Source organism: Corynebacterium kozikiae (assembly GCF_024580965.1).
GTDB classification, from domain to species: domain Bacteria; phylum Actinomycetota; class Actinomycetes; order Mycobacteriales; family Mycobacteriaceae; genus Corynebacterium; species Corynebacterium kozikiae.
Genome location: NZ_JANIKJ010000005.1, coordinates 116,214 through 135,244, shown reverse-complemented (window position 1 = coordinate 135,244; position 19,031 = coordinate 116,214). Strand labels below are relative to the sequence as shown.

Genomic DNA, 19,031 nt, shown 5'->3' with positions numbered 1-19,031 from the left:
AGAGCCAGATCGTGCAATAATCGTGGAGTGACTGCGACAAAACTTGACGGAAATCTCTACCGCGACGAAATCTTCGACGACCTTGCCAAGCGCGTGGCTGCACTTCGGGAGAAGGGTATCACCCCTGGTCTCGCCACAGTTCTAGTTGGTGACGACCCAGCCAGCCAGGCATACGTAAAAATGAAGCACCGCGACTGTGAGCAGGTAGGCGTAAAGTCGATTCGAAAGGATCTACCAGCGGATACCACACAAGAAGAGCTGTTCGCCGTGATCGACGAGCTCAACGAGGATCCCGAGTGCACGGGCTACATCGTGCAGCTCCCACTTCCCAAGCATCTGGATGAAAACGCAGTGCTGGAACGCATCAATCCAGACAAAGATGCGGACGGCTTGCATCCCGTGAACCTTGGCAAACTTGTACTCAACGAACCCGCGCCTTTGCCGTGCACACCGAACGGTGCAATCCATCTGCTGCGTCGCTTCGGCGTTGAACTCGATGGGAAAAAAGTCGTGGTTATCGGCCGCGGCGTCACAGTGGGTCGTCCAATCGGGTTGATGCTTACGCGGCGAAGCGAGAATGCCACCGTGACTCTTTGCCACACAGGTACTCGCGACCTGAAGGCCGAGACTATTGAAGCAGACGTGATCGTCGCGGCTGCTGGCGTCGGGCACATGTTGACGGCGGATATGGTCAAGCCTGGTGCTGCGGTGCTCGATGTTGGAGTATCGCGCGTAGACGGCAAGTTGGTTGGCGACGTGCATCCGGACGTGTGGGAAGTGGCGGGCGCCGTTTCGCCGAATCCAGGAGGAGTTGGCCCCCTGACCCGAGCGTTTTTGGTGCGCAATGTGGTGGAGCGTGCTGAGCTTGCTGGATAATCCACATGATCGTGGTTTGAAGCCATCACCGCTACCGAGGGGGGTTCAGATAGCGGGGGTGGCTGCTTTCGTGGCGCTTGTGTTGGTCTCGGGACTGTTTGCGTTGACTGATCACTGGCGGCGTGCCACTTTTGCCTTGGGAGTTGGCATGTTTTGGTACGTAGTTATCCGCTGGGCATGTGACTCTAAGATTTTGGGAGTTCTTGCGGTCCGCTCTCGGCTGTTTGATATGTGTTATGCGGCTGCGGTGGGCGTCTTGATGGTGTTCTTGTCTGCGTCGGTGGACTCTTTGGGTTCCTGACGGCGGTAGTCTTGGCGCCGGCGCTGGTGCTCTGCCCATGATTGACCGAACATGATATCGGTGACGAGCGGACCACCTGGGGTGGAGGTCTTCGTTGCGCCGTTGGGGAAGTAGAACGTAGCTGTTCGGTTAGGGTTCATTTCGTAGTGGAACCGTTGGCTGGATTTCATGTTGTGGTGGAAGCGGCAGAGGCATGCGAGGTTGTCGACGCTTGTGCTTCCGCCTTGTTCGAAGGCAACAACATGGTCGAGGTCGCATTCGGTTGCTTGGGTGGTGCAGCCGGGGAAGCGGCAGGAGCCGTCCAGCGCTTGGACGGTCGCGCGGATTTCCGGGGTGGGTTGATACTTGCTGGTCTTCGCTGAACTGCTGTAGTTGACGTTTTTGGTGGGTTGCTTAGCCCAGAAGTCGCTGTGATCGTCAATGCGTCCGCCTCCCAGGAGATGGAGGGCCTCGCCGAGTGTGAAGGTGACGTGCTTGACCCTGTAGCGGGTCTTGGAGCGGAAGAAATCCAAGAAGGTATCCGGGCACGTGGGATCTCCCGCGGCACTGAGAGCCTTGTACACCTCCTGCATTTCGCCGTCGTCAAGCTGGACTGACATGCGTGCCATGCCTTCGTTTCCCTGACGGAACGACACCTTTCGCCCAGTGCGCTTCGGTGGGGTGGAGGCAGCTTCGGGATCGAGCTTTTGCACGAATTCACGCAAATGTTTGGTAATGGTCGGCGGTTGCGGGATGCATTGATCGGCGTAGCGCGGCGTGAAATAGGAAACCAGAAACTCGTCCAAAGCGGCGATGTGGCTCGGGTCCTGAAGCGCCATGATTTGGCGTTCTATCGCGGAAAGTCGGTTCATGCTGACGTGCCAAAGCGTGCTGAGGAGCTGGAAAAATTTAGGGAGCTGTCGGAGCATTATGCCCACGTTAAGCAGGTTTTTTACTTCCGCGCGGCTCATGTTTGTGAGTGCGCTGACCTCGGCAATTTGGGTATGATAGTCCTTTTCTGGGTCAGGTTTGTAGCGGTACCATTGCTCGATTTCGAGCTGATTTTTCCGCCGTTGAAATTCGCTGAGTTGGTTTGAGTGGTCGGTGTGCAAGAAATTTGCAAGAGACATTGGATTCCCCCGAAAATCGAATGTTTGTTTGAGTTGATTGCGATTATAGCGTTGGGGAATCTGTTGGGCAAGGGGTAGGGTGCTATGCCTGTAAAAGGCCAGCTAGGCGGCTATAAATGGTATTCGATGCCGGCGTCGCGAACGCCATCTGCGAGCTCAATGAAGTGCCGCAAGATTCGATCCATTTGGCGCGACTCGGTAAGGAAAGCGTCGTGCCCAACGGGGGAGCTGATCTTCGCCATGGCGAGCAAATTTCCGACGTTCCGCGAAAGGTGTTCCTGCTGGTGGTACGGATAAAGGATGTCGGTGTCTACGCCCACGATCATCGTGGGTACCTGGATTGCGGCCAAAGCCTTGTTGAGTCCGCCGCGATCACGGCCGATATCGTGCCTGTTCAAAGACTCGGTGAGGGCGACGTAGGAGCCCGCGTCGAAGCGTTCGGTCAGCTTCAGGCCCTGGTGGTCCAGGTAGCTTTGCACTGCGAATCGCTGATTTGGGTCTCGATACGGCCCCAGAGGATTTTCACCACGCTGCGCCGTGGTGCCAAAACGCTCGTCGATCTCCAATTCGCCGCGGTACGTCAAATGTGCGATGCGACGGGCGGCGGCGAGGCCCGCGGTCGGTGGAGCCGCGTCGTAATAGTCCCCACCCTGCCAATTCGGGTCGCGCTCAATCGCGCTGATCTGGGCTGTCTGAATACCGATCTGCCAAGCACTAGCCCGCGCCGACACCGCGATCACACACGCCGCGTCGACGCGGGCTGGGTAGAGGAGGGTCCATTCGAGGGTGCGCGCGCCGCCCATTGACCCGCCGACAACGGCGTGCAGGCGGGAAATTCCGAGCACATCCAAGAGTGCGGCCTCGGCGTTGACCTGGTCACGGATGGAGATAGCGGGGAAGCGTGAGCCCCAAGCGGTGCCGTCGGAACGCAAGCTGCTGGGTCCCGTGCTGCCTTTACATCCGCCGAGAACGTTCGTGCAGACGACGCAGAAGTGGTCGGTGTCGAGGGCCTTGCCGGGACCGATGACGTCGCCCCACCATTCGACCGCATTCGAGTCTCCCGTGAGCGCGTGCTCGACGAGAATGACGTTGCTGCCCCGGAAATCGCCCCACGCCTGGTAGGTGATGGAGGCATCGATGGTCACGCCGGCCTCAGTGGTGAATTCCCCAATAGATACGGATTGTGGGGTGCCGTTCGTGACGAGCATCGAGCCTCCTGAATCGTTAACTAGGACAAACTGTACGTTAGACCGCGTCGAAGCCCGCAGTCAGATCAGCGAGGATGTCCTCAATATTTTCGATGCCCACGGAAAGGCGGATCGTTGCCTGGTTGATGCCCGCCGCTGCGAGGGAAGCCTCGTCGGACTGCGAGTGAGTCGTCGTCGCGGGATGGACAACGAGGGAACGGACATCGCCGACGTTCGCCAAGTTGGAGTGCAGCTTGAGCGCATCGATGAAAGCCCACGCCTCGTCCTTGCCGCCCACAATGTCAAAGGAAAGCACCGAACCGGTGTACTTTAGACCGAGCTTCTGCTTCGTCTCGTACCACGGCGAAGAAGGCAGGCCCGCGTAGTTCACCTTGGACACCTTTGGGTGATTCTCCAAGAACTCGGCGACCCGGGCCGCGTTCTCGTTATGACGCTCAACACGAAGAGACAGCGTATCCAGACCCTGCGCGGTCACCCAGGCGTTGAAAGGGGAAGGGGCTGCGCCGGTGTCGCGGAGCAAGCCGACGCGAGCCTTCAGGCCGAACGCAGCAGGGCCAAGGTCGGCGTACTTGAGGCCGTGGTACGCGGGATCAGGGGTAACGAAATCAGGGAAGACAGGCTCGCCGTTGCGCTTGACAGTCCAATCGAAGGTGCCGCCGTCAACCAGAACGCCGCCGAGGCCAGAGCCGTTGCCGGTGTAGAACTTGGTAAGGGACGCGACCACGATGTCTGCGCCGTGCTCCAGTGGGCGGACCAGAGCGGCGGTTGCGAGGGTGTTGTCCACAATGAGAGGAACCTGGTTCGCGTGTGCAACCTCGGCGACGGCTGGAATGTCCAAGACGTCTGCCTGTGGGTTCGCGAAGGTTTCGGCGTAGAACGCCACAGTGTTGTCTTGCACTGCGGCTGCCCAGGAAGCGGGGTCGTCGGGATTCTCCACGAATGTGGTCTCGATGCCGAGGCGGGCCAACGTCACCTTCAGCAGCGTCTCGGTGCCGCCGTACAGGCGTGGTGACGCGACGATGTGGGAGCCCGAGCGCGCGAGGTTGAGGATCGCCGCGGTCTCCGCAGCTTGACCGGAGGCAAACAGGACCGCGTGGACGCCTCCCTCGAGGGAGTTCACGCGCTCTTCCACGGCTCCGACCGTTGGGTTGGTGATGCGGGAGTACACCGGGCCGGCGTCGGAAAGATCGAAGCGCTTGGAGGCGTGCTCAGCGGAGTCGAAGACGAAGGAGCTCGTGAGGTAGATAGGGAGGTTGCGGGAGCTGGTGTCAGAGTCCACAGGCTGGCCCGCGTGGATGGAGCGGGTTTCAAAGCTCCAGGCGGCGGAATTTGAATTGTCGTACTTCGTGGTCATATTCAGTCCTTTTCGTTAGTGGGATTCCTCGACTTTAAGCCTCGGTCCGAAAAAAGTAAACAGCTCGGTCTAGTTTTTATGAATAAAACCTTCTTTAACTGGTGCAGCGCGGGCGCGGGATTCCATCTCATGAAGTGTGCCTTGCGCGCGTCGGAAAGCGGATACTATGAATCTGCCCCGAATACATAGGGTCGAACATGGAAGGAATGCCAAGTGACTGATCGCGTCCGCGAAGACATCCGACTCCTCGGCAGGATCCTGGGCCAGGTCATCGCCCAGCAAGAAGGCCAGGAAATTTTTGAGCTCGTCGAATCCACACGCGTGACGGCCTTCGCGGTAGCGCGCGGCGAAGCGCGCCCCGACGACCTCCTGGCAATTTTCCGGGACATGGACGTGAGTAAGGCAAACTTAGTGGCGCGTTCATTCAGTTACTTCGCGCTCCTCACCAACCTTGTGGAAGACCTCGACGACGAGTCGCAGCCAGCCGCGGTGTCGCTGGAGCGAACTTTCGCAAAACTTCAGCAAGTCCCGTCGACGCGGGCCCAAATGATTCGCGACGCCCACGTTGCGCCCGTGCTCACCGCGCATCCGACGGAAACGCGCCGCCGCACAGTGTTCGACACCCAACTGCGGATCAAAGCATTGCTCCAACAAATTCATCTCCGCGGCCTCGACGACACCATCGAGCGTGAACTGCTCCTGCGCATGACGTTGCTCTGGCAAACCGCGCTCATCCGAATCGCCCGCCCCACACTGGAAGACGAAATCGACGTCGGACTGCGCTACTACAAACTCTCACTGCTTGAGCAAGTGCCGGCGCTCAATCGCGCGATCCAAGCGAACATGCGGGACACCTTCGGCATCGAGCTCGGCGACGCCGCTGTCGTGCGCATGGGGTCCTGGATCGGCGGCGATCACGACGGAAACCCCTATGTCAACGCCGAGACCCTCAGCTACGCCACCCAGCGCGCAGCCGAGACGATCCGCGAATACTACGACGAACAACTCGCCGAACTCGAACGCGAGCTTTCACTCTCTGACCGCTACTCCGCGTGCTCACAGGAATTGCTCGCCCTCGCGGATGCCGCCAACAACAATTGGGAGTCCCGCGTCGACGAGCCCTACCGACGCGCTATCTACGGCATCCGCGAGAAACTCCGCTCGGGATACGCTTCGCCGCGGGACCTGCTGCGCGACCTCGACATCATCGACAGTTCGTTGCGCGCTTACGGCGGCGCGATCATTGCTGACGATCGGCTCGCCCACATTCGCTCGGCCGTCACCACGTTTGGCTTCCATCTCTATACCTTGGACCTGCGTCAAAACTCCGACACCTTCGAGCACGTCCTCACGGAGGTGTTCCGCATTGCAGGCCGCGTCGACGACTACGCGAGCCTCGACGAAGCGGAAAAGATCGCGTTGCTCACCGAGGAATTGCAGACCCCGCGCCCATTGCTGTTTCCGGGTGTGAAAGTCTTCGACGAGGTCACGGAGAAAGAACTCGGAATTTTCCGCGCGGCGGCTGCGTCGGTGCGCGCTTACGGGGAGGACATGATCTCGCATTGCATCGTTTCGATGACCGGTGCGGTCTCGGACATTCTCGAGCCGATGGTGCTGCTGAAGGAAGTTGGCCTGGACAATCTGGACATTGTGCCGCTTTTCGAGACCATCGACGACCTCAGCGTCGGCGCGGGCATCCTCGAGGCGCTGTGGGAGGTGCCGGTGTATCGCGAGCATCTGCGTCGGCGCGGGGACGTGCAAGAAGTGATGCTCGGATATTCCGATTCCAACAAGGACGGCGGGTACCTGGCTGCCAACTGGGCAATTTATGATGCCGAGCGGAAATTTGTTGAGCTCTTCGAGCGTCACGGCATCGAATTGCGCCTCGCGCACGGTCGCGGCGGGGCAGTGGGTCGCGGCGGCGGCCCGACGTACGACGCCATCCTCGCCCAGCCCCAAGGCGCCGTCACGGGGTCGGTGCGCATCACTGAACAAGGTGAAGTGATCTCTGCGAAGTACGGTGCGCCCGATACCGCGCGTCGACACCTCGAAGCCTTCGTGTCTGGAGCGCTGGAGGCGTCGTTGCTGAATCATGAGCCCGCGAATGACCGGGCCTATGCTGTGATGGCCGAGCTGTCCGATCTTTCGGGGCGCGCGTACAAACGGCTCACCCAAGACCCAGGGTTCATCCAGTTCTTCACGGAGTCAACGCCGCTGCACGAGATTGGGGATCTGAATCTCGGCTCGAGGCCCGCGGCGAGGAAGCAAACCACCGCGATCTCGGATCTTCGCGCGATTCCGTGGGTGCTGTCGTGGTCGCAATCCCGAAGCAATGTGCCAGGTTGGTTCGGCGTGGGCTCGGCGGTCGCAAGTTGGGCGGGCGACGACGACGCGCGGTGGTCTGAATTGTCCGATCTCTATCACAACTGGCCGTTTTTTAATTCGGTGCTCTCAAATATGGCGCAGGTGATGGCGAAAGCAGAGATCTCCTTGGCCCGCCTCTACGCGGACTTGGTGGGCGATCAAGAAATCGCAGACCGCATTTACGAGATGATCGTTGAAGAGTACAACCTCACCCGTGCCGCCTACCTGCGGATCACTGGGAACCGCGACCTGGTTTCGGAGAATCTGCGGCAGGCGAGGTCGCTGAAGCGGCGCTATCCCTACCTGCTGCCGCTGAACGCGGTGCAGCTCGAGTTGCTCCGACGGTACCGCGCCGGCGACGATTCGTTCTTGGTGTCCAAGACCATCCAGGTCACGATGAACGGGCTCGCGACGGCGCTCAGGAACTCTGGATAGCAAAAAGGCGGGGTATGTACCCCGCCTTTCGTGTTACTTCAGCGAATCGATGATTTCGTTGAATGCTGCCGATGGCCGCATCACAGCGTTCGTCTTGTCATCGTTTGGCTGGTAGTAGCCGCCCAGATCCGCTGGTTCGCCCTGGACCGCCAGCAGTTCGGCGTCGATCTGCTCTGCCTTGGCACCCAGTGCCTCAGCGACGGGAGCGAAGGTCTGCGCAAGCTCGGCGTCGTCGCTCTGCTTCGCCAGTTCCTCAGCCCAGTACTTGGTGAGGTAGAAGTGGGAGCCGCGGTTGTCGATCTCGCCGACCTTGCGGGATGGGGACTTGTCCTCATTCAGCAGGGTTTCGGTGGCGCGGTCGAGCGCGTCTGCAAGCACCGCGGCCTTTGCCGTGCCACCGGTGTTGGTGATGTGGCGCAAAGACTCCGCCAACGCGAGGAACTCTCCAAGAGAATCCCAACGGAGGTGGTTTTCCTCCTGCACCTGCTGGACGTGCTTTGGCGCGGAGCCGCCTGCACCCGTCTCGAAGAGGCCGCCGCCAGCCATCAGCGGCACCACGGAGAGCATCTTCGCGGAAGTACCGAGCTCCAGGATGGGGAATAGGTCGGTGTTGTAGTCACGCAGCACGTTGCCGGTAACGGAGATGGTGTCCTCACCGCGGCGAATGCGCTCGATGGAGGTCTTGGTGGCCTCTACTGGGGAGGCGATGGTGATGTCGAGGCCCTCGGTGTCGTGGTCGCCGAGGTACTTCTCCACGAGCTTGATGAGGTTGGCGTCGTGGCCGCGCTCTGGATCGAGCCAGAAGATCGCGGGCATGCCGGAGAGACGTGACCGGGTGACGGCGAGCTTGACCCAGTCCTGGATTGGGGCGTCCTTGGTCTGGCACGCACGCCAAATGTCGCCCGCCTCGACCTCATGCTCGATCAGCACGTCACCTGCTGCGTTGACAACCTGCACGGTGCCGTCGGCTTCGATCTTGAACGTCTTGTCATGGGAGCCGTATTCCTCAGCCTTCTGCGCCATGAGGCCGACGTTCGGCACGGTACCCATGGTTGCTGGGTCGAAGGCGCCATTGGCCTTGCAGTCGTCGATGACGGTCTGGTAGACGCCCGCGTAGGAGGAATCAGGGATGACAGCGAGGGTATCCTGCTCCTCTCCTGCAGCGTTCCACATGTGGCCCGAGGTGCGGATCATGGCGGGCATGGAGGCGTCCACAATCACGTCCGACGGCACGTGGAGGTTGGTGATGCCCTTGTCGGAGTTCACCATCGCGAGGGCGGGGCCGTTTTCCAGGGCCGCGTCGAAGGCAGCCTTAATCTCAGCGCCGTTTTCCAAGTTCTCCAGGCCCGCGTAGATCGCGCCGAGGCCGTTTTCGCCGTTGAGGCCCGCCGCCTCGAGCTGCTCACCGTACTTGGAGAACACATCGGCGAAGAACGCGCGAACAACGTAGCCGAAGATGATCGGGTCGGAAACCTTCATCATCGTGGCCTTGAGGTGGGTGGAGAAGAGAACGCCTTCCTCCTTCGCGCGGGCGACCTGCTCCTTGAGGAAAGCATCCAGTGCCTTAGCAGACATGAAGGTGCCGTCGATAACCTCGCCCTCGAGGACCTTGAGGCCGTCCTTGAGCACAGTCTCGCCCTCAGCGGTCACGAGCTTGATGGTGAGCGTGTCTGCGGCTGGCATAATGACGGACTTCTCGTTGTGGCGGAAGTCGTTCGCATCCATCGTTGCCACATTGGTCTTGGAGTCAGCGGTCCAAGCGCCCATGCGGTGGGGGTGCTTCTTGGCGAAGTTCTTCACCGCGATTGGAGCGCGGCGATCGGAGTTACCCTCACGCAGAACAGGGTTCACGGCGGAACCCTTCACGGCGTCGTAGCGCGCGCGGACGTCCTTTTCCTCATCAGTAGATGGGGAATCTGGGTAATCGGGAAGCTTGTAGCCCTGAGACTGCAGCTCCGCAATCGCGGCCTTGAGCTGTGGCACGGAAGCGGAAATGTTTGGCAGCTTGATGATGTTTGCTTCTGGAGTCTTGGCGAGTTCGCCCAGCTCAGCGAGGGCATCGTCGAGCTTCTGCTCGTCAGTGAGGTACTCAGGGAACTGAGAAATGATGCGGCCTGCGAGTGAGATATCGCGGGTCTCCACCTCAATGCCAGCGGTGCCCGCAAACGCTTCCACGACCGGCTTCAGTGAGTAGGTTGCGAGCAGCGGCGCTTCGTCGGTGCGGGTGTAGATGATCTTTGCCATGAGTCTCCTTCGTAGGCGTGTGATTTCAAACCCATAGGATAGCGCGCGCAGAACCTAAAGCGTGCATAAATGTGGGAAAACGGGGGTAGGGCCCAGTTGTGGCGAAGTTTCACGTGAAACCATCAAAAATGTGGGCAAGTGTAAGGTGTGCTCGGTGAGTTTCCGACGCCCCTTACCCCGCCAAACCGAAATCACCGAACGCCGCCGCATCATCACCATGATTGCGCTCGCCATGGGAGGCTTCGGCATCGGCGTCACCGAGTTCGTGACCATGGGTTTGCTCAACCAAATCGCCGCCGGCTACGCGATTACCGAGGACACCGCCGGGCACATCATCACCGCCTACGCCCTCGGCGTCGTCATTGGAGCGCCCTTGATCATCGCCTTCACTGGCATGATCCCGCGCCGCCGCCTCCTTCTTATCCTGATGGCGGCGTTCACGGTGGGCAACGGATTGGCTGTCGTGGCGCCGAGTTACGAACTACTCGTCGTATCGCGCTTCCTTGCGGGCCTTCCCCACGGCGCGTACTTTTCTGTCTCCGCTCTCGCGGCAGCGTCGATGTCCCCGGGGCAACGTGGACGCGCGCTCGCGTTCGTAGGCATGGGCCTGCCGGTGGCAACGGTGCTCGGCGTGCCGATCGCGCAAGCGTTGGGGCAGGGCTTCGGCTGGCAAGCGGCCTACGTGTTTGTCACACTCATCGGCGTGTCCACCCTGGTGGCGCTGTGGTTCCTCATGCCACATATGTCCAAGATGCTGCCCACGAGCCCGCTTGGTGAGCTCAAGGCGCTCGGGCGCGTGCAGGTGTGGTACTCGCTGGCCATCGGCGCGGTGGGATTTGGCGGTATGTTCGCGGTCTATACCTATATCTCTTGGACGATGACGCAGCGAGCCGGCCTACCGGAGCAATGGATGTGGCTGGTGCTTTTGGCGTATGGCGTGGGCATGGTTGGCGGCAACTGGCTGGGAGGCAGGCTTTCGGACTGGAATTATGAGCGCGGGATCCTGCTGGCACTGTGCGCCATTGTGGTGTCGCTCCTCTTCTTCTACGCCGCGTCCACCACAGCGTGGCTCGCAATCATCGCATTCCTGTGCGTCGGTGCCTCCGGCTCCACGTTGGTGCCATGCCTGCAGGTGCGACTCATGGAGGTGGCGGGGCCCGCGAAGACACTGGCCGCCTCGCTCAATCACTCCGCGTTAAACATCGCGAATGCGGCTGGGGCGTCCTTGGGTGGCGCAGTCATTGCGGCCGGGTTTGGGTATTCGGCCCCAGCGTTGGCGGGGGCCGCGCTCGCCGCGGTGTCAATTCTCATTTGGGCATGGGCGTTAGGATGATGGGCATGCAAATTTCTACCGTCAACGTCAATGGCATTCGCGCCGCCGTGAAGCAACGCAGCGAGCAAAACTTGGGGTTCTTGCCGTGGCTGGAGGCATCGAACTCCGATGTGGTGTTACTCCAGGAGGTGCGCGCGTCGGAAAAAGACACCCTCACCGCGCTTGCCCCAGCTCTCGACGGCGGCTGGTTCTACGCGGGCGCCCCGGCGGCTGCGAAAGGCCGCGCCGGGGTAGGCATCCTCTCGCGACATGAGCTTCACGACGTGCGCATCGGCATCCCCGGCTTCGAGGAGTCCGGCAGGTACATCGAAGCGCGCCTCGACGCGGGCGTCACCGTCGCGTCGCTGTATCTGCCCTCCGGGTCCGCGGGCACGGAGAAACAGGATGAGAAGTACCGCTTCTTGGATGCGTTCGAGCCGTATCTCGCCGAAGCCGCCGCCGAGCACGAAAACATGGTGGTGGGCGGCGACTGGAACATTTGCCACCGCGAACAGGATTTGAAAAATTTCAAAACCAACCGCAATAAGAGCGGATTCCTGCCGGACGAGCGCGCGTTCATGGACGCAGTGTTTGGCACCTTCCCCGATGAGGAGTCCCAGATCCCAGCCCACGGTGACTGGGCTGGGGCCGTGGAGTACGCGGACGGCCCGCGTCGAGAAGCAAACACCGCACCGGTGTGGTTTGACGTCGCGCGCCGACTCGCGCCGCAGGACGCGGAGTACACCTGGTGGACCTACCGCGGGCAGGCCTTTGACACGAACGCGGGGTGGCGCATCGACTACCAGGCCGCCACCAAGGCGATGATGGACCGCGCCGAACGCGCGTGGGTGGACAAGGCGCCGGCCTACGACCTCCGCTGGTCCGATCACTCGCCACTGACAGTGGTGTATGGCTAGCCGGGGGCACCTGAAGCGCCAGCGCGGCAAAAGTTACTGGCGAAGGTTGATAAAGTAAGCGGTCAGAACGTAGGCACTGCCGTGCCGTCCCACAAATCAAGGAGCTTCTCATGCGCGTTAAGGGCATCATTCTTTTGGTACTCGGTGCCGTTTTGTTCGGCCTTTCCTTCCTTCTGCTAGGCGCTCACGACGTCAACGCGTTGCTCGGCGCACTGTTGATGGGTATCGGCGGCGCGAGTGTGGTGGCGTCGTTGCAGTTCCTGTTCGGTGAGAAGCCACGCACCCAGTAGCAGCCCCTCCCGGCGCCCAAACACTCGAGCGCTGTGAAGGCGCGCGCCTGAGATAGGATGGCATGCATGACTGCCATCCAATCTTCTGCAGATTCTCCGAAACGTGTTCTTTCGGGCATCCAGCCCACCGCCGACTCCTACCACTTGGGAAATTACCTAGGTGCGTTGAAGCAGTGGATTGACCTGCAGGATAAGTTCGAGGCGTTCTATTTCATCCCTGACCTGCACGCGATCACGGTGGATCAGGATCCCAAGGAGTTGCGCCAGCGCACCATCGCAGGCGCCGCGCAGCTCCTCGCGTTGGGCATCGACCCCGAGCGTTCCACCTTGTTTGTGCAGTCGCACGTCCCAGAGCACGCGGAACTCGGCTGGGTGCTCACCTGCCTCACCGGCTTCGGCGAGGCGAGCCGCATGACGCAGTTCAAGGACAAGTCGGCAAAGCGCGGCGCTGACCGCACCTCCGCGGGCCTGTTCACCTACCCCATGTTGATGGCGGCGGACATCTTGTTGTACCGCCCGCACGTCGTTCCCGTGGGCGAGGATCAACGCCAGCACCTCGAGCTCACGCGAACCCTCGCGGAGCGCTTCAACTCGCGCTTCAAAAAGACCTTCGTGGTGCCCGAGGGCTTCATCCCTGAAGGCTCGGCAAAGATCTACGACCTGCAGGACCCCACCTCAAAAATGAGCAAGTCCGGGGAGAACCCCAAGGGCCTCATCAACCTGCTGGACGACCCCAAGGTCTCCGCGAAGCGCATCCGCTCGGCCGTCACCGACAACGAAGCGGAAATCCGCTACGACAAAGAAAACAAACCCGGCGTGTCCAATTTGCTGGTCATTCAGTCGGCGCTCACCGGCACGCCTATCGACGCACTCGTCGCGGGCTATGCGGGCCAGGGGTACGGCGCGCTGAAGGCGGACACGGCGGACGCCCTCGAAGCATTCGTCACCCCGCTGCGGGAGAAGTTTGATTTCTACATGTCGGACCGAGCCGAGTTGGAGAGGGTTCTGGCCCGAGGTGCTGAGCGCGCCCGCGAGGTGGCTTCCAAAACGCTCGCGGATGCGTACAAGAACATTGGTTTCCTGCCAAAGCTGGCGTAACGCTTTTGCAACGATCTTGCAAGAATCCGGTGCTCAATTTCCCCCGAGCGCCGGATTCTTCATATCGTAGAAGCATTGATTTTCTAAGAGAAAGGCATCCGTGGCTACATCGACGCGAGCTGACAAGGACAAGGTCGACGAACACGGCATCGAGCGCGTGCACGCCGACGAACCCACCATGCTGGACAAGCTCCGGGCAAAGTGGGGGTGGTTCGACCACATCATGCGGATGCAGGAACGCTTTGGCACCGAGGGCGGAAATCAGTACTCCGCGGGCATCACCTACTTCTCCGTGCTGTCCATGTTCCCTCTGCTGATGCTGGCATTCGCGGTGGCGGCAACCGTGCTGAACAACCGCCCCGATTTGCTCCAAGAGATCAAGGACCAGATCGTTGCGGCAGTGGACGGCTCGCTGGGTGAAACGCTCAACAGCATCCTCGACGCGGCCATCGAGCAACGCACCGCAATGTTCGGCATCGGTGGTCTGACCGCGCTGTGGTCCGGGCTCGCATGGATGAACAACCTGCGCTACGGCGTGTCCAAGATGTGGAAGTACCCAGTCAACGAGGGCAACTTTGTGGTGACAAAGCTCCGCGACCTCCTCGGCCTCGTGGGCCTGCTGGTGGCCTTTGCACTCGCAGCCGCCGCCACCGCCCTCGGCTCATCCAACGTATTGCAGGCCATCCTAGGGTTCTTCAACCTCGACGAAGTCCCAGGAATCTTTATCCTGACGTTCGTGCTCAGCCTCGCCGTGGCGCTGCTCGCCAACTTTGCCGTGGCCTGGTGGTTCATGAAATTCCTCCCCCGTGGCGAAGTACCAATGCGCGCGGCCGTGAAAGCGGCCCTGATCTGCGCGGTGGCCTTTGAGGTTGTGAAGCAACTCGGTGCGGTCTTCTTTGCCAACGCGCTGTCCAACCCCGCGGGCGCAGCCTTCGGTCCGATCATCGGCCTGATGGTGGTGCTTTACCTGATCTGGCGCATCGTCATGTACGCCTCCGCATGGGCCGCAACCACCGACGAAGCCCTCGCGATAGCGCGCCAAGACGTCCCCGCCCCGGCGATCATCCGGGTGCGTGATATCAAGGACCGCCGCCTACGCAGGTAGCTTTCGCTGCAGCCACCAGGTTGCAGCTCCCAAGACCACCAACGCCATCGCCCCCAAGCCCAACCACGGGACGGGGGAGGATGGCGTTTCCATTTCGGGGATTGACACCTCTGCCTCCTCCACTGCGGGTGCTTCCAGTACGCCCGTCGGAGCTTGCCCCTGCGCAGCGGCGAAGAGTTCCATCGCTTGGTAGGAGGGCATGGTGACGGCGGGGTCGACGCCGAGCATTACCACGCCCAGGCGCGCGTCGGAACGCTGTGCCCCCGCGAAGGCGTAGAGGCCGTCGCTGAGTCCTGCGGTGCCGCCGAGGGAGTCTGGGTCGGAGAGGAAGTAGGCGTTGCTGTTGCTGATGAGGGAGGTGCCTTCGGTGGTGGTGATTTGCACGCTGGGGCTGGAGAAGATCTGCATGTACGCGGGGAGGCGGAAGGCGTAGCGGTAGAGCAGCGCGAGGTCGTGGGCCGTAGTTTGGGGGTTCGGGCCGAGGGTGGTGTTGGTGGCGCCCACGCGTTCGAGGATGTTTTGTTGGGCGTCGGGTTCGATGGCGGCTTGGAGGGCGAGGGCGGCGTCGGTGGCGTCGGTGTGCAGGAGCGCGCCGACGAGCTCAATCACCGAATATGCCTGCCCCTGGACCAGCATGGGGCGCTCGCCTGGGGCGGCGATGGTGAGCTCTGAGGTGGGGTCGAGTTCCTCAAGGGCCGCGAGGATGAGGGTGACGTTGATGAGGGTGGCCGGGTCGAAGCGAGTGTTAGGGGCGTGCTCGGCGATGATCTCGCCGGAGTCAATGTTGAACACTAGCCACGAACCGGAGGTGGCCGGGTCGACGAAGGAGGTGGTGGTGGCTGCCTGTGCTGTGGTGGAGGCTGTGGTGGCGAGCGCGGCCTGCGCGGGGATGGCGGAAAGCGTCGTTGAGAGCGCGAGGCCGCAGGCGACGATCAGAGGTTTCATACCAATGATGGTGCACGGGTCTACGCTGTGAGCTATGTATAACACCCCGATTTTCACCGCAGATTTCAAAACGCTCACCCCTGAGGTCATCGATCTTGTACCCAAGGTGCTGCTGCACACCACGGGCGAACTGAAGGAAGTCCTAGCCCGCGTCGAAGGCGAGCCCGTTGTCTACATCGAGCACATCGTCTCAGGCCGCGTCGACGAGGCAGTGGCCGCGGCCCAGGAGGCGAAGACGACGGTGGGGTTGGTGGTGGACCTGGATGCGTCGCCGGACGCGGTGGATGATCTGGGCAAGCAGTTCGTGGTGGGCGGATGTACCGTCGACGCGGGCCTCGCCGCGCGGCTTCGTGAGCAGTTGGTGCCAGTGATGCTGCGCGGCCCGATTGCGGAGCAGGTTCGCGTCGGTACGCCGTACATCACCCAGGCCACCGCATTGTTTGATGATTTCCAGCTCACTGATGACCTTGTGCCGGGGCCGCTTTCGGCGTGGGTTCGTGACCGCGGCATCCCGGTGGTGTGCGATCCGCGTGCGGATGTGGCGGAGGGCGCCATCGAGGCGTTGGCCGATTACCCCATCGAGTTGCTGGACAAGCTTGGGTTCCGTGTTGCGGTTGCTGGCTTCGATGCGGCCCTGATCACCGACCTCGCGGAGAGCCTAGAAATTGGCCTCGACGAGGTGTTCGCGTGGACCGTGTCGACGCTCCAGTCCAGCTTGCTGCCGGCCCCGCTGCGCGCGCGGTTGGAGCAGGAGGTGGTGTGGCCGATATTCGCGCAGTTCACGGACGAAACTCCGCAGGCCGAGCAGAAGGACGCCGCAGACGCCACAGACGTCACAGACGCCCAAGAAATCCAAGAGCTCGGTGAGATCGACCCGCTGTTGCTCGCGGAGCTGGGGATCGATCCGGAGGATTTGCAGCCGCGCGCGTAGGCAGCCGCGCGCTGAGAAATTACTGGTTAGAACTTGCTGAAGCGCGCGGTGAGCATGGACTCGAGTTCCTTCCATGCTTCTGCGTGCTCGATGAACGGCGGGGTGGGGGTGTAGCCGGTGGTGCGGTTGGAGCCGAGCATGTAGGAGATGTAGTCCTGCATGCGGGGGTTGGCCAGGAAGTAGGCGTTGAGGGAGTCGTCTTGCGCCCAGTCGGCCGCGTCGGCGAGCAGTTCGTAGGCGCGGGCCATTTGGTCGGTGTCCACGGCGTCGATGCCTTGCTCGATGGCCTTGGCGATGCCGTTGAAGGAGTAGACGTTGTCTGGGTGGACCGTCACTTCGAGCTCGCCGGCGTTGATGTGCACCATCAGGTCTTCCCAGGTGGCCACTTTGGCGAGGTCGTGATCCTCGTGCTCGAGCCAGCGCAGCATGGCTTTGGAGGAATTGAAGGTGAAAATCTGTCCGAACTTACCCAGGAACACTGGCTGCGCCTCGATGTACGTGCGCAGGGTGTAGAGAGTGCGCCCGTCGATGTGGATCTTGATGGGGTCAATGCCCGCGGCGGCCCAAGGGGTGGAGTCATAGGGATCCGACGCCTCCGCGGCCTGCTTCTTCCGCGCTTCCTCCTCCTCGCGGGCAGCGCGCGCCGACGCCTCCGCCTCGTCGATGCGCGCCTGGGCGGCGTCGAGAAGCGATTCGTCTACTTCAGTGGTGGTGACGTCGAAGGAATCGAGCACCTCTTTGTAGTTGCTCAGGATGACGCGGCCGATGGCGGACCATTCCTGAAGGCCTTGGTCGCCGGCGAAGTGGTCGGTGCCGCGGTTGGGGTTGGCCAGGATGGAGTGGGAGGCGAAGAACATTTGGCTGGTGGTGTTGCCGGTGACCTCGCCGAGTGAGCGGCAGAGGTTGAGTGCGCGGGCTACACCGGAGACGTTTTCGTGGCTCGGGCGGCCGGCGAGCATGCTGGGGACACCCACCAGGTCATAGTGGTGGCGTGGGACAACGCGGTTCGCGCCGTTGGACTCGAAGGCGCCCCACTTAGGGTGGGCGGTGAGGTCGTGCTTCGCGCCAGACTCGAGGAACACCAACAGGTGTGCTGCGGAGGGGAAGAGGTAGAGGTCATCGTCTGAGCCCAGGAAGGCTTGCCACTCGGCGCCGTGTTCGCGCCACTTTGGGGCCCACAGGGTGTAGTAGTCGCCGCTTGGCAGCGAAAGTGAGACAGGTACGATGCCTTTGTTTTCCATAAGGCAACATGTTAGCGCGAATTGGCCGCGACCTTAAACCACCCTAAATGCAACAAACCCGCCGCTAACCGACGCTAACCGGTGGGCCGGAAGTAGCCTTTGAACGCCATGCCCATGTTTGTGGTGCGCAGGGGATTGGTTTGAACGGGGCTGCCAGCTTCAATGATTTGGCCATCGCCGGCGTACATGGCAACGTGCCCGTCCCACACCAGCAGGTCGCCGGGGATGAGTTCGTTCACGCTCACTTGCCGGCCAACGTTTTGGTGTTCGGCGAGCCTGGGTAGTTCCACGCCGGCTTGACGCCACGCCCATTGGGTGAGGCCTGAACAGTCGAAGCCGTCGAGGGTGGTGCCACCCCATTGGTACGGCACGCCGAGCGCGCTGCGGGCCGCGGCCACTGCTTTCTCCCCGGCTGAAGTGGGTGCGGGTGGTGCGGGGGCGTGCTGGTTGGGGGTGTTGTTGCTGGTGGCAGCCACCTCCTGCAGGGTCGCGGTGGCGTGCTGCAGGTTGCTGGCGCTTTGATCCACCTGTGCGTACGCCAGTTGCATGTACTTTTCCGGCAAATGTGAAAGTTGCGCCTGCACGGCCATGAAGGAGGCCGGGTTGGTGGTGATCAGTTGTGGGGCAAGGGCGGCCACTTCACCGAGGAAGTCCTGCGCAAGCCCGCCCAGCGCCCCACGCAGGCGGTCGAACTCCACAAGTGCCTGGGGGAGCACGGCTTCGGCGCGGGCGCGATCCCGCTCGAGCGCTTGGGTGGCAGCGGTGAGTGGGGCTGCGGTTGCACCGAATTGCTGGGCTACGGCCTCAGCGCTGGGGAAGTGCGGGGCGTGCGGCAAAGTGAGCTGGGCTGCGGGGTTCGGGTTGGGGAGCAGGGCCAACACGCCGCGCACGAAACCGGTGAGATCGATCATGGCGCCCCCAGCCCGGTGGGCAACGCACCCAGTTGGTTACCAAGGCCGCGGTCGGTAGCCTCAATGTCGCTGAGGCTGGCCCGGCTGCTTTGTGCGAGGTCTTCGGCTTGTTCGCACAACTCGGCGCCGCGCCGCGCGAGGGTGTCGGAACAGGCATTGAAGGCCTCGATGAACGCCTGCGCCGCCGGCGCCAGGTCCCCTGGAGCCCAACGAGCCTCTGGGACGTTGGCGGCTTCGGCGCGGAGGGCGTCGATAAGCTTGGTGGTGTGTTGCGGGTCGAGCTGAAGTGAAGTGTGTTGGCTCATACCTTTATTGGACTGTTGCGCGGCCCAAACGGTTCCATGAAGCGCAAATTTCCTGCGTCATCAAAGGTCACAGGGGCAAAAGGGG

At 61.7% G+C, this 19,031-nt stretch carries 17 protein-coding genes; 9 read left to right on the top strand and 8 right to left on the bottom strand.

Going from position 1 to position 19,031, the window contains the following annotated elements:
- Positions 1-27 precede the first annotated feature (27 nt).
- Together NQ018_RS05250 and NQ018_RS05245 are read left to right on the top strand one after the other, a co-directional pair.
- Positions 28-876: a bifunctional methylenetetrahydrofolate dehydrogenase/methenyltetrahydrofolate cyclohydrolase gene (locus NQ018_RS05250; protein ID WP_257037845.1), complete on the top strand. Its 849-nt coding sequence runs from the start codon at positions 28-30 to the stop codon at positions 874-876.
- A complete protein-coding gene (locus tag NQ018_RS05245) occupies positions 845-1,177 on the top strand; it encodes a DUF3017 domain-containing protein (RefSeq protein WP_257059131.1) in 333 nt (110 codons plus the stop codon). Before NQ018_RS05250 ends, NQ018_RS05245 begins: the two co-directional genes overlap by 32 nt.
- On the opposite strand, the gene NQ018_RS05240 is transcribed toward NQ018_RS05245, so the two are convergent.
- From NQ018_RS05240 to NQ018_RS05230, 3 genes are all read right to left on the bottom strand, one after another.
- Positions 1,111-2,127 carry an HNH endonuclease signature motif containing protein gene (locus NQ018_RS05240; RefSeq protein ID WP_257059204.1) on the bottom strand — a complete coding sequence of 339 codons (1,017 nt, stop codon included), beginning with the start codon at positions 2,125-2,127 and terminating at the stop codon, positions 1,111-1,113. The two genes, NQ018_RS05245 and NQ018_RS05240, sit on opposite strands and share 67 nt — an antisense overlap.
- A 269-nt stretch (positions 2,128-2,396) precedes the next feature.
- Positions 2,397-3,494, bottom strand: coding sequence for a homoserine O-acetyltransferase MetX (metX, locus tag NQ018_RS05235; RefSeq protein WP_257059129.1), 1,098 nt, complete (start codon positions 3,492-3,494; stop codon positions 2,397-2,399).
- Positions 3,495-3,531: 37 nt separating this feature from the next.
- Entirely contained in the window at positions 3,532-4,848 is a 1,317-nt protein-coding gene (locus NQ018_RS05230; RefSeq protein ID WP_257059127.1) for an O-acetylhomoserine/O-acetylserine sulfhydrylase, read from the bottom strand.
- A 213-nt stretch (positions 4,849-5,061) separates the two neighbouring features.
- On the opposite strand from NQ018_RS05230, the gene ppc reads away from it, so the two are divergent.
- Complete coding sequence (gene ppc, locus NQ018_RS05225) at positions 5,062-7,647, top strand: phosphoenolpyruvate carboxylase (RefSeq protein WP_257059125.1); 2,586 nt, start codon at positions 5,062-5,064, stop codon at positions 7,645-7,647.
- Positions 7,648-7,680: 33 nt separating this feature from the next.
- Here the strand turns inward: ppc and NQ018_RS05220 are convergent, their stop codons facing one another.
- A complete protein-coding gene (locus NQ018_RS05220) occupies positions 7,681-9,891 on the bottom strand; it encodes an NADP-dependent isocitrate dehydrogenase (protein WP_257059122.1) in 2,211 nt (736 codons plus the stop codon).
- A gap of 217 nt (positions 9,892-10,108) precedes the next feature.
- Here NQ018_RS05220 and NQ018_RS05215 point away from each other — a divergent pair, with 217 nt between their 5' ends.
- From NQ018_RS05215 to NQ018_RS05195, 5 genes are all read left to right on the top strand, one after another.
- Positions 10,109-11,224 (top strand): MFS transporter, encoded by a 1,116-nt coding sequence (locus NQ018_RS05215; protein ID WP_306428941.1) that lies wholly within the window; start codon positions 10,109-10,111, stop codon positions 11,222-11,224.
- A 5-nt stretch (positions 11,225-11,229) separates the two neighbouring features.
- A complete protein-coding gene (locus tag NQ018_RS05210) occupies positions 11,230-12,120 on the top strand; it encodes an exodeoxyribonuclease III (RefSeq protein WP_257059119.1) in 891 nt (296 codons plus the stop codon).
- A 110-nt stretch (positions 12,121-12,230) separates the two neighbouring features.
- Entirely contained in the window at positions 12,231-12,410 is a 180-nt protein-coding gene (locus NQ018_RS05205) for a hypothetical protein (protein ID WP_257037836.1), read from the top strand.
- A gap of 57 nt (positions 12,411-12,467) precedes the next feature.
- Positions 12,468-13,508, top strand: a complete 1,041-nt coding sequence (gene trpS / locus NQ018_RS05200) for a tryptophan--tRNA ligase (protein ID WP_373566898.1) — start codon at positions 12,468-12,470, stop codon at positions 13,506-13,508.
- A gap of 100 nt (positions 13,509-13,608) precedes the next feature.
- Positions 13,609-14,613, top strand: a complete 1,005-nt coding sequence (locus NQ018_RS05195; RefSeq protein WP_257059116.1) for a YhjD/YihY/BrkB family envelope integrity protein — start codon at positions 13,609-13,611, stop codon at positions 14,611-14,613.
- Here the strand turns inward: NQ018_RS05195 and NQ018_RS05190 are convergent.
- Positions 14,602-15,558 (bottom strand): D-alanyl-D-alanine carboxypeptidase family protein, encoded by a 957-nt coding sequence (locus NQ018_RS05190; protein ID WP_257059115.1) that lies wholly within the window; start codon positions 15,556-15,558, stop codon positions 14,602-14,604. The two genes, NQ018_RS05195 and NQ018_RS05190, sit on opposite strands and share 12 nt — an antisense overlap.
- A 34-nt stretch (positions 15,559-15,592) precedes the next feature.
- On the opposite strand from NQ018_RS05190, the gene NQ018_RS05185 reads away from it, so the two are divergent.
- A complete protein-coding gene (locus NQ018_RS05185) occupies positions 15,593-16,489 on the top strand; it encodes an amidohydrolase family protein (RefSeq protein ID WP_257059113.1) in 897 nt (298 codons plus the stop codon).
- 26 nt (positions 16,490-16,515) lie between these two features.
- Here the strand turns inward: NQ018_RS05185 and NQ018_RS05180 are convergent, their stop codons facing one another.
- The 3 genes from NQ018_RS05180 to NQ018_RS05170 form a co-directional block, all read right to left on the bottom strand.
- Positions 16,516-17,730 (bottom strand): SatS C-terminal domain-containing protein, encoded by a 1,215-nt coding sequence (locus NQ018_RS05180; protein WP_257059111.1) that lies wholly within the window; start codon positions 17,728-17,730, stop codon positions 16,516-16,518.
- A gap of 74 nt (positions 17,731-17,804) precedes the next feature.
- Entirely contained in the window at positions 17,805-18,641 is an 837-nt protein-coding gene (locus NQ018_RS05175) for a C40 family peptidase (RefSeq protein ID WP_257059109.1), read from the bottom strand.
- A complete protein-coding gene (locus NQ018_RS05170; protein WP_257059107.1) occupies positions 18,638-18,946 on the bottom strand; it encodes a hypothetical protein in 309 nt (102 codons plus the stop codon). The genes NQ018_RS05175 and NQ018_RS05170 overlap by 4 nt, the downstream gene beginning before the upstream one ends.
- Positions 18,947-19,031 lie beyond the last annotated feature (85 nt).

What these genes read in the sequence shown, in the direction of transcription:
- NQ018_RS05245 (WP_257059131.1), top strand. Translation starts at nt 845, where the DNA reads ATGTGGTGGAGCGTGCTGAGCTTGCTGGATAATCCACATGATCGTGGT.
- NQ018_RS05240 (WP_257059204.1), bottom strand. Translation starts at nt 2,127, where the DNA reads ATGAGCCGCGCGGAAGTAAAAAACCTGCTTAACGTGGGCATAATGCTC.
- metX (WP_257059129.1), bottom strand. Translation starts at nt 3,494, where the DNA reads ATGCTCGTCACGAACGGCACCCCACAATCCGTATCTATTGGGGAATTC.
- NQ018_RS05230 (WP_257059127.1), bottom strand. Translation starts at nt 4,848, where the DNA reads ATGACCACGAAGTACGACAATTCAAATTCCGCCGCCTGGAGCTTTGAA.
- NQ018_RS05220 (WP_257059122.1), bottom strand. Translation starts at nt 9,891, where the DNA reads ATGGCAAAGATCATCTACACCCGCACCGACGAAGCGCCGCTGCTCGCA.
- NQ018_RS05215 (WP_306428941.1), top strand. Translation starts at nt 10,109, where the DNA reads ATGATTGCGCTCGCCATGGGAGGCTTCGGCATCGGCGTCACCGAGTTC.
- NQ018_RS05210 (WP_257059119.1), top strand. Translation starts at nt 11,230, where the DNA reads ATGCAAATTTCTACCGTCAACGTCAATGGCATTCGCGCCGCCGTGAAG.
- NQ018_RS05205 (WP_257037836.1), top strand. Translation starts at nt 12,231, where the DNA reads ATGCGCGTTAAGGGCATCATTCTTTTGGTACTCGGTGCCGTTTTGTTC.
- trpS (WP_373566898.1), top strand. Translation starts at nt 12,468, where the DNA reads ATGGCATGCATGACTGCCATCCAATCTTCTGCAGATTCTCCGAAACGT.
- NQ018_RS05190 (WP_257059115.1), bottom strand. Translation starts at nt 15,558, where the DNA reads ATGAAACCTCTGATCGTCGCCTGCGGCCTCGCGCTCTCAACGACGCTT.
- NQ018_RS05185 (WP_257059113.1), top strand. Translation starts at nt 15,593, where the DNA reads ATGTATAACACCCCGATTTTCACCGCAGATTTCAAAACGCTCACCCCT.
- NQ018_RS05180 (WP_257059111.1), bottom strand. Translation starts at nt 17,730, where the DNA reads ATGGAAAACAAAGGCATCGTACCTGTCTCACTTTCGCTGCCAAGCGGC.
- NQ018_RS05175 (WP_257059109.1), bottom strand. Translation starts at nt 18,641, where the DNA reads ATGATCGATCTCACCGGTTTCGTGCGCGGCGTGTTGGCCCTGCTCCCC.
- NQ018_RS05170 (WP_257059107.1), bottom strand. Translation starts at nt 18,946, where the DNA reads ATGAGCCAACACACTTCACTTCAGCTCGACCCGCAACACACCACCAAG.